This window comes from Peterkaempfera griseoplana, from assembly GCF_001418575.1.
Taxonomy (GTDB): Bacteria; Actinomycetota; Actinomycetes; order Streptomycetales; family Streptomycetaceae; genus Peterkaempfera; species Peterkaempfera griseoplana.
Genome location: NZ_LIQR01000175.1, coordinates 1 through 13,139, shown reverse-complemented (window position 1 = coordinate 13,139; position 13,139 = coordinate 1). Strand labels below are relative to the sequence as shown.

Here is a 13,139-nt window from a genome sequence, read left to right as displayed (position 1 = left end):
CCCCAGGCCGCCGCCGGCACCCCCGGCGACACCCAGGGCCCCCGGGAGAGCGACCCGGTGCGGCAGCGGCTGCTGGTCAGCCTGGGGCTGTCCGTCCCCGTCGTCCTGCTGTCGATGATCCCCGCGCTGCAGTTCGACAACTGGCAGTGGCTGGCCTTCGCGCTCACCGGCCCCGTGGTGGTGTACGGCGGATGGCCGTTCCACCGGGCCGCCTGGACCAACCTCCGCCATGGCGCGGCCACGATGGACACCTTGATATCCCTGGGCACCCTGGCCGCCTTCGGCTGGTCGGTCTGGGCCCTCTTCCTCGGCGACGCCGGCATGACCGGGATGAAGCACGGGTTCAGCGTCACGGTGGGCGGAGCCGACGCGGCCTCCACCCTCTATCTGGAGACCGCCGCCGCGGTCACCAGCCTGATCCTGCTGGGCCGGTACTTCGAGGCCCGCTCCAAGCGCCGGGCCGGCGCCGCCCTTCGGGCGCTGCTGGAACTGGGCGCCAAGGACGTCGCCGTCCTGCGGGACGGACGCGAGGTCCGCATCCCCGTCGCCCGGCTCGCCGTCGGCGACCGCTTCGTGGTGCGCCCCGGGGAGAAGATCGCCACCGACGGCACCGTGGTGGAGGGCACCTCCGCGGTGGACGCCTCCATGCTCACCGGGGAGTCCGTACCGGTCGAGGTGGGCGTGGGCGACCCGGTCGCGGGCGCCACCCTGAACGCCGGCGGCCGACTGGTCGTGGAGGCCACCAAGGTCGGCGCCGACACCCAGCTCGCCCGGATGGCCCGGCTGGTGGAGGAGGCGCAGAACGGCAAGGCCGCCGCGCAGCGGCTGGCCGACCGCATCTCCGCGGTCTTCGTCCCGGCCGTCATCCTGATCGCCCTGGGCACCCTGGCGGGCTGGCTGCTGACCGGCGGCAGCACCACCGAGGCCTTCACCGCGGCGGTCGCCGTACTGATCATCGCCTGCCCCTGCGCCCTGGGCCTGGCCACACCGACCGCGCTGATGGTCGGAACCGGGCGCGGCGCCCAGCTGGGCATCCTGATCAAGGGTCCCGAGGTGCTGGAGACCACCCGCGCGGTGGACACCGTGGTGCTGGACAAGACCGGCACCGTGACCAGCGGCCGGATGACACTGATCGCCGTGCACACCGCCGACGGCACCACGGAGCAGCAGGCCCTGCGCCTGGCCGGCGCCCTGGAGCACGCCTCGGAGCACCCCATCGCACGGGCCGTCGCCGCCGGAGCCGCCCAGCGGGTCGGTGAGCTGCCGCCGGTCGAGGAGTTCAGCAACCTCCCGGGTCTGGGGGTGCAGGGCGTGGTCGAGGGCCATGCCGTCATCGCCGGGCGGGAGCAGCTACTGGACACCTGGTCGCAGCGGCTGCCGCAGCGGCTGGCCGCCGCCAAGGCCGCCGCCGAGCAGGCAGGGCGCACCGTGATCGCGGTCGGCTGGGACGGCGAGGCCCGCGCGGTCCTGGAGATCGCCGACACCGTCAAGCCCGGCAGCGCGGCCGCCGTACGCGAACTGCGCGCCCTGGGCCTGACGCCGGTGCTGCTCACCGGCGACCACCGGGCGGTGGCCGAGAGCGTGGCCGCCGAGGTCGGCATCGAGGAGGTGCTGGCCGAGGTACTGCCGGAGGAGAAGGTCGCCGCGGTGGTACGCCTCCAGGAGCAGGGCCGGGTGGTGGCCATGGTCGGCGACGGGGTCAACGACGCCGCGGCGCTCGCCCGGGCCGACCTCGGCCTGGCGATGGGCACGGGCACCGATGCGGCCATCGAGGCCGGTGACCTGACCCTGGTCCGCGGTGACCTCCGGGTGGCGGCGGACGCCATCCGGCTGGCTCGCCGCACCCTGGCCACCATCAGGGGCAACCTCTTCTGGGCGTTCGCCTACAACGTCGCCGCTCTGCCGCTGGCCGCGCTGGGCCTGCTCAATCCGGTGATCGCCGGTGCCGCGATGGCCTTCTCCTCGGTCTTCGTGGTGAGCAACAGCCTGCGGCTGCGCTCCTTCCAGGCCCAGGCCCGCTGACCGGGGCCCGCCGGTCCGGACCGCCGTGCCCGGGCCGGCGGGCCCGGGCGGCGGCCGGCAGCGGGCCCGCGGCGGCGGATCAGCGGCCCAGCAGTTCGCCGCCGTTGCAGTTGAGGATCTCCCCGGTGATGTACCCGGCCTCGGGCGAGGCCAGGAAGTACACGGCGGCGGCGACGTCGTCGGGCCGGCCGATCCGCCCCAGCAGGGTGCGGCCGGCCCGGCGGGAGACCTCCGCCTCGTCCAGCCGGGGGCCGAAGAACTCGGTACCCGCCACCGTCCCCGGGGCGACGATGTTGGCGGTGATCCCCGACGGGCCCAGCTGGGCGGCGAGGAAGTGGTTCCAGGCGTGCAGCGCGGCCTTGGCGGCGCCGTACGATCCCGCGCCGCGCATCGCAGCGATGGAGCTGACGGTGACCACCCTGCCCTCCCCCGGGGTGAACCGGTCGCGCACGGACTCGGTGAGCAGGACCGCCGTCATCACATTGCGCTCGAAGTCGCCGCGCCAGCGGGCGAGTATGGCGTGCGGGCCCGGTCCCATCGCGGTCTCCCGGCTGCCGGCGTTGTTCACCAGCACGTCGATGCGGGACGGCAGGGTCTCCAGCGCCGCCTCGACCGCGTCGGGGTCGGCGAGGTCGCAGACCAGCGGGGTGACTCTGGGGCCGAGCTCCTCGGCGGCCCGTACCAGCACCTCGCGGCGGCGGCCCACGATGACGACCCGTTCGCCGGCTTCGGCGAAGCGGCGGGCCACCGTGCGGCCGATGCCCGTGCCGCCGCCGGTGACGACGACGTTCCTGGCCATGCGTTCCTCCCTGCCCCGGGATGCCGCTCTGCACCGGACGCCCGCTCTCACGGGCGGCTGGGCCCCGGGCGGGGCCGACGGTAGCGGAATCGGATGATTCCTATCACGGAGGGTGAGCGGCCCCGTCGGCGGGGTGGGCCCGGAGCGGGCAACCGGGCGGCTCCGGCCGCGGGCGCGGCGAGGGAGAGCTATCTCACACCCCCGGATGGCAACCCCGGGGCGCTCGCCACGTCATACCTTTAGAGTGCGGCGGTCGTGAATACATCGCAGGATCCGCCGCCCACGGGGTTCCGGCGGACCCCGTAAGGGCCGTCTTCGCTGGGCGGCCTCTGCGCACGGCGCCGCGAGACGCCCGACGGGGCGCTTTGAGCGGCCGCCCCCGAACCCGCGTCCCGGCGCCGTGCGCTACCCCTGACCTCCGGGGGCCGGATCTTTTTGCGGCCGCTCCTGAACACGGACCTCTGGGACGCCGCGGACACGGGCAGGGCCCGACCGCCGTCGGCGGTCGGGCCCTGCCCGTGTCACTCGGTGCCGCTGGTGCTCAGCGGTCGCCGAGAGCGACGTAGTCGCGGATCTCGGTGCCGGTGTAGATCTGGCGCGGACGGCCGATGCGGCTGCCCGGATCCTTGATCATCTCGTGCCAGTGGGCGATCCAGCCCGGCAGCCGGCCGAGGGCGAACAGCACGGTGAACATGCTGGTGGGGAAGCCCATGGCGCGGTAGATCAGACCGGTGTAGAAGTCCACGTTGGGGTAGAGCTTGCGCTCGACGAAGAAGTCGTCGGAGAGCGCGTGCTCCTCCAGCTTCAGCGCGATGTCCAGCAGCTCGTCGGCCTTGCCCAGCTGCGACAGCACATCGTGGGCGGCACCCTTGATGATCTGGGCGCGCGGGTCGAAGGACTTGTAGACGCGGTGACCGAAGCCCATGAGCTTCACGCCGTCCTCGCGGTTCTTCACCTTGCGGATGAAGGAGTCGACGTCGCCGCCGTCGTTCTTGATCTTCTCCAGCATCTCCAGCACCGCCTGGTTGGCACCGCCGTGCAGCGGGCCCCACAGGGCCGAGATACCGGCCGAGATGGAGGCGAACTGGTTGGCCTGGCTGGAGCCGACCAGACGCACCGTGGAGGTGGAGCAGTTCTGCTCGTGGTCCGCGTGCAGGATGAGCAGCTTGTCCAGGGCGCTGACGACGACCGGGTTGAGCTCGTACTCCTCCGCCGGCACGGCGAACGTCATCCGCAGGAAGTTCTCGACATAGCCGAGGTCGTTGCGCGGGTAGACGAACGGGTGGCCGACCGACTTCTTGTAGGCGTAGGCGGCGATCGTGGGCAGCTTGGCCAGCAGCCGGACGGTGGAGAGGTGGCGCTGCTCGGGGTCGAACGGGTTGTGGCTGTCCTGGTAGAACGTGGACAGGGCGCTCACCACGGAGGACAGCATCGCCATCGGGTGGGCGTCACGCGGGAAGCCCTGGTAGAAGCGCTTGACGTCCTCGTGCAGCAGGGTGTGCTGGGTGATCTCGTTGCGGAACTCCGACAGCTGGTCGGCCGTCGGCAGCTCACCGTTGATCAGCAGGTACGCCGTCTCGATGAAGCTGCCCTGCTCGGCCAGCTGCTCGATCGGGTAACCGCGGTACCGCAGGATGCCGTTCTCACCGTCCACGAAGGTGATGGCGGACTTGTACGCGGCGGTGTTGCCGAAGCCGTTGTCCAGGGTGACCAGGCCGGTCTGTGCGCGCAGCTTCGAGATGTCGAAACCGGCGTTGCCCACAGAGCTCTCAACGACGGGGTATTCGTACTCGCCGTCCTGGTACCGCAGTACTACCGAGTTGTCGCTCACGTCTTCCTCACCGACGAATGAAACCTCTTCCAAGGTGCCCTGACTAGGTCTACCTTCCCCCATCCGGGGTACAAGCGCGCATCCGGGGTGGCCCAAATGTGGCACCGGGTGCCTTCGACCTCTGAACGCAACGCTAACCCGCCGCCAGACGGTGGTCGAGAGCCGAGTGCCGACGGCCCGCGCTGACGGTGCGGACCGCCTGGCCGATGGCCTTGCGCGAGCCCACCAGCACCACCATCCGCTTGGCCCGGGTGACGGCGGTGTACAGGAGATTGCGCTGCAGCATGGTCCAGGCTGAGGTGGTGACCGGGATCACCACCGCGGGGTACTCACTGCCCTGGGAGCGGTGGATGGTCACCGCGTAGGCGTGGGCGAGCTCGTCCAGCTCGTCGAAGGCATAGGGCACCTCCTCGTCCTCGTCGGTGAGCACGGTCAGCCGCTGCTCCTCCGCGTTGATCCCGGTCACCACCCCGACGGTGCCGTTGAAGACGCCGTTCTGCCCCTTCTCATAGTTGTTGCGGATCTGGGTGACCTTGTCCCCGACCCGGAAGGTACGGCCGCCGAAGCGGCGCTCCGGGGCGTCCGGCCGGGCCGGGGTGACGGCCGCCTGGAGCAGCACGTTGAGGTTCCCGGCACCGGCCGGACCGCGGTGCATGGGGGCCAGCACCTGCACGTCGCGGCGGGGGTCCAGGCCGAACCGGGCGGGGATGCGGCGGGCCACCACCTCCACCGTCAGGCCGGCGGCGCGCTCGGCGTCGTCCTCCGCGAAGAGGAAGAAGTCCGGCAGGCCCTCGGTGAGCGGGGGCAGGCCCTCATTGATCCGGTGCGCGTTCACCACCACTCCGGACTGCTGGGCCTGGCGGAAGATCCTGGTGAGCCGGACGGCGGGGATCGGCCCCCGCTCGTCCAGCACATCGCGCAGCACCTCGCCCGCGCCCACCGACGGCAGCTGGTCGACATCGCCCACCAGCAGCAGATGTGCGCCGGGGGCGACCGCCTTGACCAGCTTGTTGGCCAGGATGAGATCCAGCATGGAGGCCTCGTCGACCACCACCAGATCGGCGTCCAGCGGGTTGTCACGGTCGTAGGCGGCGTCGCCGCCGGGCTTGAGCTCCAGCAGCCGGTGCACGGTGGACGCCTCGCAGCCGGTGAGCTCGGCCAGCCGCTTGGCGGCCCGGCCGGTCGGCGCGGCCATCACCACCTTGGCCTTCTTGGCCAGCGCCAGGGTGACGATCGACTTCACGGTGAAGGACTTGCCGCAACCGGGACCGCCGGTGAGCACCGCCACCTTCTCGGTGAGCGCCAGCCGCACCGCCTGCTCCTGCTCGGGGGCCAGATCGGCTCCGGTGCGGGTGTGCAGCCAGGCGAGGGCCTTCTCCCAGTCCACCCCCGCGAAGGCGGGCATCCGGTCACTGTCGGCGCGCAGCAGCCGCAGCAACTGGTTGGCCAGCGAGATCTCGGCGCGGTGGAAGGGGACCAGGTAGACCGCCTTCACCGGCTCGCCGCCGGGCTCGGGGGGCGGCAGCTGCTCGCGGACCACGCCCTCCTCCGCCACCAGCTCGGCCAGGCAGTCGATCACCAGGCCCACATCCACCTGGAGGAGCTTGACCCCGTCGGCGATCAGCCGCTCCTCGGGGAGGTAGCAGTGCCCCTGGTCGCTGCTCTGCGAGAGGGCGTACTGCAGGCCCGCCTTCACTCGCTCGGGGCTGTCATGGGGGATGCCGACGGCCTGGGCGATGCGGTCGGCGGTGAGGAAGCCGATGCCCCACACATCGGAGGCCAGCCGGTAGGGCTGGTTCTTGACCACGCCGATGGAGGCGCTGTCGTACTGCTTGTAGATGCGCACCGCCAGCGAGGTGGAGACGCCGACGCTCTGCAGGAAGACCATCACCTCCTTGATCGCCTTCTGCTCCTCCCAGGCGGCGGCGATCAGCTTGGTGCGTTTGGGGCCGAGCTTGGGCACCTCGATCAGCCGGGCGGGCTCCTGCTCGATCACGTCCAGGGTGTCGACGCCGAAGTGGTCCACGATGCGCTCGGCGAGCCGCGGGCCGATGCCCTTGATCAGCCCTGAGCCCAGATAGCGGCGGATGCCCTGGACGGTGGCGGGCAGCACCGTGGTGTAGTTCTCCACCGTGAACTGCCGCCCGTACTGGGGGTGCGAGCCCCAGCGGCCGTGCAGGCGCAGCGACTCCCCCACCTGCGCACCGAGCAGCGCGCCGACCACGGTGAGCAGGTCGTTCGCGCCGCGGCCGGTGTCGACCCTGGCGACGGTGTAGCCGGTCTCCTCGTTGGCATAGGTGATCCGCTCCAGCACACCGGTCACCTCGGCGAGCTGCCGCTGCCCGGCCGGCGGCTGCACCGCCGCGCGTCCGCCCATGAGGCACCCCCCTGCGGTCTGCGGTACTCCCTGGCAGGAACCGTACGGCAGGAACCGTATACCGACGGGCCGACAGCGGGGCGGCCCCGATTGTCAGTGGTGCCTGCAAGGGTGAGCATGAAGCAGGGGAGGCCCTCCTCTCGACACCAGGAGCACATGCCATGCTCACCACCGACTTCGTCCCGGGCGCACCCGACTGGCTGGATCTCGGCAGCGCGGACGTCGAGGCGTCCTCCGCCTTCTACGGCGGGCTCTTCGGCTGGACGTTCCGGTCGGCCGGCCCCGACGCCGGCGGGTACGGCTTCTTCCAGCTCGACGGGAGGACCGTCGCCGCCGCCGGCCCGCCCATGGGCGAGGGCGGCGCTCCCCGGTGGACGCTCTACTTCCACACCGCGGACGCCGACGCGACCGCCGAGGCCGTCGAGCAGGCCGGCGGCTCGGTGCGGTTCGCACCGCTGGACGTCTTCACCGCCGGGCGGACGGCCGGCTTCACCGACCCCACGGGCGCCGAGTTCGCCGTCTGGCAGCCGGGCGGGACCAGAGGGCTGGACGCGGTCACCGATCCGGGCACGCTCTGCTGGACCGAGCTGCACACCTCCGACGCCGCCGCCGCACGCGCCTTCTACGGCACGGTGCTCGGCTGGGACGCCCAGGACATGCCGCTGGGCGACTTCACCTACACCGTCGTCAGCACGTCGGGCGGCGGTCAGGACGCCTCGTTCGGCGGGGTGATGCCGCTGCTGCCCGAGCAGCAGGCCGCGGGGGTCGGCTCCCACTGGCTGCCGTACTTCGAGGTCGCCGACTGCGACGCGGTGGTGGCCAGGGCGCAGCGCCTCGGTGGCAGGGTGGTGATGCCCCCGGCGACCATGGCGGGCGTCGGGCGGATGGCCCAGCTGAAGGACCCGTCCGGGGCGTCCTTCTCGGTGATCGCCAGCGCCGCCGGCTGACGGCGCGCCGGGAACAGCAGCGCGGCCGGGGCCGTTGACGCTTGGGGCATGATCGGCATTCCGTACCCTCCACGACCCTCTGAAGGGACGCTCCCTTGAGCCTGTACGACATTCCGCTGCGCACCCTGACCGGTGAGCCCACCTCGCTGGCCGAGCATCAGGGCAAGGCGCTGCTGCTGGTGAACGTGGCGTCCAAGTGCGGCCTGACCCCGCAGTACGAGGGCCTGGAGCGGCTTCAGCAGCGTTATGCGGAGCGCGGTTTCGCGGTGCTGGGCTTCCCCTGCAACCAGTTCGCCGGGCAGGAGCCGGGCACCGCCGAGGAGATCCAGACCTTCTGCTCGACCACCTACGGGGTCTCCTTCCCGCTCTTCGAGAAGGTGGAGGTCAACGGCGAGCACCGGCACCCGCTCTTCGCCGAGCTGACCCAGGTCGAGGACGCCTCCGGCGAGGCCGGCGACGTCCAGTGGAACTTCGAGAAGTGGGTCGTCTCGCCGAAGGGCGAGGCCGTGGCCAGGATCCGGCCGCGCACCGAGCCGGAGTCGGACGAGGTGGTCGCCGCGATCGAGGGCCAGCTGCCGCGCTGACGGCCGCCGGGCACCGGCGGCTCCCGGCCGTCCGGTGCCCGGCCACTACTGTGACGGCCATGAGTGATCTGGAGATACGCCGCGCCACGGCCGAGGACGTGCCCGCGATCGTCGCCCTGCTTGCCGACGACGCGCTCGGAGCCACCCGGGAGTCCCCGGACGACCTGGCGCTGTATCTCGCGGCGTTCGAGCGGGTGGCCGCCGATCCCGGGCAGCATCTGACGGTGGCGGTGCGGGACGGCCGCGTGGTCGCCACTCTGCAGCTGAGTGTGATCCCGGGGCTGTCCCGGCGGGGCACGGTGCGCACGATCATCGAGGCGGTACGGGTGGACTCCGCCGAGCGGGGCAACGGCCTCGGCACCGCGCTGATCGAGTGGGCGGTGGCGGAGTCCGGCCGGCTGGGGGCCGATCTGGTGCAGCTCACCTCGGACGCCACCCGCACCGGCGCCCACCGCTTCTATCAGCGGCTCGGTTTCACCGCCTCCCACCTGGGCTTCAAGCGGGAGATCTGAGAGTCAGACCGGGTCCTCCTCCTGGTTGCGGTGCACCAGGCCGGGCTCACCGGTGTCCCTGCGCCACTCCACCACCAGCTCGTCCTTGGCGCCGAAGCGGACCAGATGGCGGCCGACGACGTCCTCGAGGGTGGGCAGGTCGGCGGTCTCGCCCTCGACGGCGAGCAGCAGAGCGCCGGGCTCGGCGGTGAGGGTGCCGCGCCCGGAGCCGAAGGTCAGGGTGCCGGTGCCGGACTCCTCGTCCCAGACGGCGTCGACACGGCGTCCCAGATGGGAGGCCAGCTGCTTGGCATAGCGGTGGGGGCGGTCGGTGGCGACTCGGGCTCGGGATCGGGGCATGCTCTCTCCAAAGGGGTGCGGGCTCCGGGGGCGGTGGTGATCCGCCCCGGTCAGTGGAGCCTAACCAAGATACTGAGCTTGGCTCAATATATTTTGGACCTTCCCCTCCCGCTACGCTGGGCGACCACCGCGCACCAAGGAGCCCGCCCATGGCCCCGACCATCCGCCGCACCGCCGACGACGCCCCCGCCGCCACGGCGACGGCCGCCGTCGATCCTGCCCACTCCGCGGCGGCCGGGGACGCCGGACCGTCCCAGGGACCCCAGGAGCAGGGGGACGCAGCAGAGCTCTCCGACGCTCTGATGCGCGCCATGAAGCGAATGCGCCGCCAGACGTCCCTGCGTCTGGAGCCCTACGGGATCACTCCCGGACAGGGCCGGGCACTGCGGGTGCTGGCCCATGCGGTGAACTGCGAGACGCCGGGCAGGGCCATGCGGCTCAGCGAACTCGCCGACCGGCTGCACATCGCCCCCCGCTCCGCCACCACCGTGGTGGACGCCCTGGAGGCGGCCGGCATGGTGGTGCGCGTCCCCGACCCGGCCGACCGGCGGGCCGTCGGCCTGCACCTCACCGACGCGGGCCGCCGCGCCGTCCAGCGGATCGGCCTGGTCCGCCAGGAGGTCGCCGAGGAGTACTTCGCGGACGTCAGCGCCGAGGAGCGGGAGGTGGTGCTGCGGGTGCTGAGGCAGGCGGAGAACTCCTACGGAGCCCGGACGCCCTGCGACGAGCGCGGCCGGCGCCGGCAGGGCGGGGCCTGAGCGCGGTCATCCCCACGCCGGCCACCACCAGCGCCGCGGCGCACCCGGCGGTGAGGCTGACGCGCTCCCCCAGCAGCAGCCACGCCGAGGAGATGCCGAAGACCGGCACCAGCAGCGAGTACGGCGCCACCGCCGTGGCGTCATAGGTCCGCAGCAGCCGGCCCCAGGCACCGAAGCCGAACAGGGTGGCCGCCCAGGCCACATAGGCGACGGCGCCCACCCCGGCCGGGGTGATGCCGCGCAGCGCCGCAAGGTCCGCCCGGGGTCCCTCGAAGACCAGGGAGAGGGCCAGCAGCGGAAGCGGCGGCACCGCGCTCACCCAGACCATCCAGCGGAGCATGTCCGGTGGCGCGGCCTTCCTGGTGAGCACATTGGACAGGCCCCAGGCCGCGGCCGCCGCGATCACCAGGACGAAGGACCCCACCGGCCCGCCCAGGCCGTGGTCCAGCGCGGCCAGCAGGATGCCCAGCATCGCCACCGCCAGACCGGCGACCCGGAGCCGGCCCGCCCGCTCCCCCAGCAGCACCGCGGCGAACACGGCGGTGAAGACGGCCTGGCTCTGCAGCACCAGGGAGGAGAGCCCGGCCGGCATCCCGGCCCTCATCCCGATGAACAGCAGGCCGAACTTGACCACCCCCAGCACCACTCCGACCGCCAGCACCCAGCGCCAGGCGACCCCCGGCGGCCCGACGAGGAACACCGCCGGGAACGCCACCGCGGCGAACCGCAGCGCGCAGAAGAGCAGGGGCGGGAAGCTGTCCAGGCCGACGTCGATGAGGACGAAGTTCAGGCCCCACACGGCGGCGACCGAGACGGCGAGCGCGATGTGGGCAGGGGACATGACGCCGCGTCGCACGGCGGTTGGCGGGTGCATGCGTTCAGGATGTCGGGCGCTCAATGTTCAGCACCAGCGATGACATCTGACGGTAAGGGTTTAGCATCACTGCATGCTCGATCTCGGCAGGCTGCGCGCCCTGCACGCGGTGGCGGTACACGGATCGGTCGGAGCGGCGGCCGCCTCCCTCGGCTTCACCCCCTCCGCGGTCTCCCAGCAGATCTCCAAGCTGGAACGGGAGACCCGCACGGTGCTGCTGGAGCGGCGCGGCCGCGGGGTGGCGCTCACCGACGCCGCCCAGGCACTGGCCGCCACCGCGCAGCGGGTGCTTGCGCTGGTGGAGCAGGCCGAGGTGGCGCTGGAGGAGCAGCGGGGGCAGGCCACCGGCCGGCTGCTGGTGGCCTCCTTCGCCACGGGGGCGCGGGGGCTGCTGCCCGGGGCGCTGGCCGAGCTTCGGGTGCGGTGCCCGGAACTGGATGTGCGGCTGCTGGAGACCGACCCGTACCAGGCCACCGAGATGGCCGCCCGCGGCGAGGTGGACCTGGCGGTGGTGCAGGACTGGGAGAACACTCCGCTGCCGGTCCCGCAGGACCTGGCGCGGGCCGACTTCGGCCTCGACCCGGTGGACCTGCTGCTGCCGGACGGGCACCCGCTGGCCGGGTCCGCCGTGGTGGGCACCGCCGAGCTGCGCGGTCAGCGGTGGATCAGCGTCCCGCCGGGGAACATCTGCCACGACTGGCTGGTGCGGACCCTGCGGGAGGCCGGCGAGGAGCCGGATGTGGTGTACCAGGTGGGAGAGTTCGAGACCCAGATCGCCCTGATCGCGGCGGGGCTGGGGGTGGGTCTGGTGCCGCGGCTCGGCCGGGGGCCGCTGCCGCCCGGTGTGCTGGTGCGTCCGGTGGAGCCCGAGCCGGTGCGGCGGGTGTACGCGCTCTGGCGGCGGCAGGCGTCACGCCGTCCCGCGATCACCGCCGCTCTGTCCGCCATGCGGGACTGCTGGCCACTGCGGGACGCGGCGCCGGAGCCGGCCGCGGCGCCGTGACCGGGCACGCCGCCGGAGACGGGCACGTCCCCGCGGGCGGGCATCTCCCCAGCGGCGGGCATCTCCCAGAGCCGAGGCTCGGCCACCGCTGCGAACCGGCCCGCTACCGCGCCAGGCCGATCACCAGCCACATGAAGAGCACCCCTGTCACCGTGAACAGCAGGGTGGTGCGGGAGGGATGCGGGCTGTGCGCCTCGGGCAGGATGTCGGAGGTCGCGAGGTAGAGCAGAAACCCGGCGAAGAACCCCAGATAGAGCCCGAGCACCCGCTCGGGGATGGTGAAGGCCAGCGTCACCGCCGCACCGGTGACCGGGGCGACCGCGTCCGCCGCCAGCAGCCCCAGGGCGCGGCGGCGGTTGTTCCCGTACAGCCGGGTGACCGTGTAGGTGTTGAAGCCGTCGGCGAAGTCATGGGCGATCACCGCGATGGCGACCGCCACGCCGACGGTGCCGCCCGCCTGGAAGGCCGCGCCGATCGCAAACCCGTCCATCAGGCTGTGCCCGACCAGCGCCGCCGCCGCGGTCAGACCTACGCCCTGAGCCCGCTCCGGATGGCGGTGGCCGTGCGCATGGAGGTGGGAGGCGCCCAGATGATGGGTGTGCGCGGCGTACTCGTCCTCATGGGCCCGGTGGACGGCCACCGAGCGCTCCACGATGTGCAGCACCAGAAAGCCGAGAACGAACATCAGCAGCGCGGCCGGTACGCCGAAGATCTCGGTGGGCTGGGCCTTGAGGGCCTCGGGGAGCAGGTCGAAGGAGACCACCCCCAGCATCAGCCCGGCCGCGAGGCCCAGCACCAGGTGGCGCCGGTCGCCGATGTTCTGGGCGACCCAGCCGCCGAGCAGGGTCATCAGGAACGCGCCGGCGGCCACCAGCACTGCTTCCATGCCCCTGCTCCCTCGCTTCCCCGCCCGTCGCTCCCCGCCGCTGCTCTACCGCGTGTCCCTCCCCCGCCCTCGCCCTACCGCCTGGCCTTCACCGCTCTCGTCCCACCGCCCGCACCCGGGCCGGTCGGCCCCGTCGGCCCGTCGGCCGCGGGCTGGGGCCGGGGGCAGGCCCGGTTTCGCCCATCGTGTCCGGGGCCGGCCCGGACA

The 13,139-nt window shown here is 72.6% G+C and carries 12 protein-coding genes; 6 read left to right on the top strand and 6 right to left on the bottom strand.

The features are described from left to right. A partial coding sequence (locus tag AOK09_RS14105) for a copper-translocating P-type ATPase (RefSeq protein WP_055587525.1) occupies positions 1-2,022 on the top strand: 2,022 nt, incomplete at its 5' end. A gap of 79 nt (positions 2,023-2,101) precedes the next feature. On the opposite strand, the gene AOK09_RS14100 is transcribed toward AOK09_RS14105, so the two are convergent. The 3 genes from AOK09_RS14100 to recD2 all read right to left on the bottom strand — a co-directional run bounded on the left by AOK09_RS14100 (position 2,102) and on the right by recD2 (position 7,029). Beyond that, a complete protein-coding gene (locus AOK09_RS14100; RefSeq protein WP_055587524.1) occupies positions 2,102-2,821 on the bottom strand; it encodes an SDR family NAD(P)-dependent oxidoreductase in 720 nt (239 codons plus the stop codon). Between the two features lie 541 nt (positions 2,822-3,362). Further along, a complete protein-coding gene (locus AOK09_RS14095; RefSeq protein WP_055587523.1) occupies positions 3,363-4,652 on the bottom strand; it encodes a citrate synthase in 1,290 nt (429 codons plus the stop codon). Between the two features lie 133 nt (positions 4,653-4,785). After that, a complete protein-coding gene (gene recD2 / locus AOK09_RS14090; protein WP_055587522.1) occupies positions 4,786-7,029 on the bottom strand; it encodes an SF1B family DNA helicase RecD2 in 2,244 nt (747 codons plus the stop codon). Positions 7,030-7,190: 161 nt separating this feature from the next. Between recD2 and AOK09_RS14085 the strand changes: the two genes are divergently transcribed. The 3 genes from AOK09_RS14085 (at position 7,191) to AOK09_RS14075 (ending at position 9,072) form a co-directional block, all read left to right on the top strand. Continuing rightward, positions 7,191-7,976 carry a VOC family protein gene (locus AOK09_RS14085; RefSeq protein ID WP_055587521.1) on the top strand — a complete coding sequence of 262 codons (786 nt, stop codon included), beginning with the start codon at positions 7,191-7,193 and terminating at the stop codon, positions 7,974-7,976. 95 nt (positions 7,977-8,071) lie between these two features. Next, positions 8,072-8,560 (top strand): glutathione peroxidase, encoded by a 489-nt coding sequence (locus tag AOK09_RS14080; RefSeq protein ID WP_055587520.1) that lies wholly within the window; start codon positions 8,072-8,074, stop codon positions 8,558-8,560. 59 nt (positions 8,561-8,619) lie between these two features. Beyond that, on the top strand, positions 8,620-9,072 hold the full coding sequence (locus tag AOK09_RS14075) for a GNAT family N-acetyltransferase (RefSeq protein ID WP_055587519.1): 453 nt from the start codon (positions 8,620-8,622) through the stop codon (positions 9,070-9,072). A 3-nt stretch (positions 9,073-9,075) separates the two neighbouring features. Here the strand turns inward: AOK09_RS14075 and AOK09_RS14070 are convergent, their stop codons facing one another. Next, positions 9,076-9,411, bottom strand: a complete 336-nt coding sequence (locus tag AOK09_RS14070) for a DUF2218 domain-containing protein (RefSeq protein WP_055587518.1) — start codon at positions 9,409-9,411, stop codon at positions 9,076-9,078. Between the two features lie 149 nt (positions 9,412-9,560). On the opposite strand from AOK09_RS14070, the gene AOK09_RS37755 reads away from it, so the two are divergent. After that, entirely contained in the window at positions 9,561-10,169 is a 609-nt protein-coding gene (locus tag AOK09_RS37755; RefSeq protein WP_107101331.1) for a MarR family winged helix-turn-helix transcriptional regulator, read from the top strand. On the opposite strand, the gene AOK09_RS14065 is transcribed toward AOK09_RS37755, so the two are convergent. Beyond that, positions 10,057-11,010 carry an EamA family transporter gene (locus tag AOK09_RS14065; protein WP_055587526.1) on the bottom strand — a complete coding sequence of 318 codons (954 nt, stop codon included), beginning with the start codon at positions 11,008-11,010 and terminating at the stop codon, positions 10,057-10,059. The genes AOK09_RS37755 and AOK09_RS14065 overlap by 113 nt on opposite strands. 106 nt (positions 11,011-11,116) lie before the next feature. On the opposite strand from AOK09_RS14065, the gene AOK09_RS14060 reads away from it, so the two are divergent. Then, the gene (locus tag AOK09_RS14060) at positions 11,117-12,046 is read left to right on the top strand and encodes a LysR family transcriptional regulator (protein ID WP_055587517.1); all 930 of its coding nucleotides are present in this window, start codon (positions 11,117-11,119) and stop codon (positions 12,044-12,046) included. Between the two features lie 103 nt (positions 12,047-12,149). Here the strand turns inward: AOK09_RS14060 and AOK09_RS14055 are convergent, their stop codons facing one another. Beyond that, positions 12,150-12,932 carry a ZIP family metal transporter gene (locus AOK09_RS14055; RefSeq protein WP_055587516.1) on the bottom strand — a complete coding sequence of 261 codons (783 nt, stop codon included), beginning with the start codon at positions 12,930-12,932 and terminating at the stop codon, positions 12,150-12,152. Between the last annotated feature and the right edge of the window lie 207 nt (positions 12,933-13,139).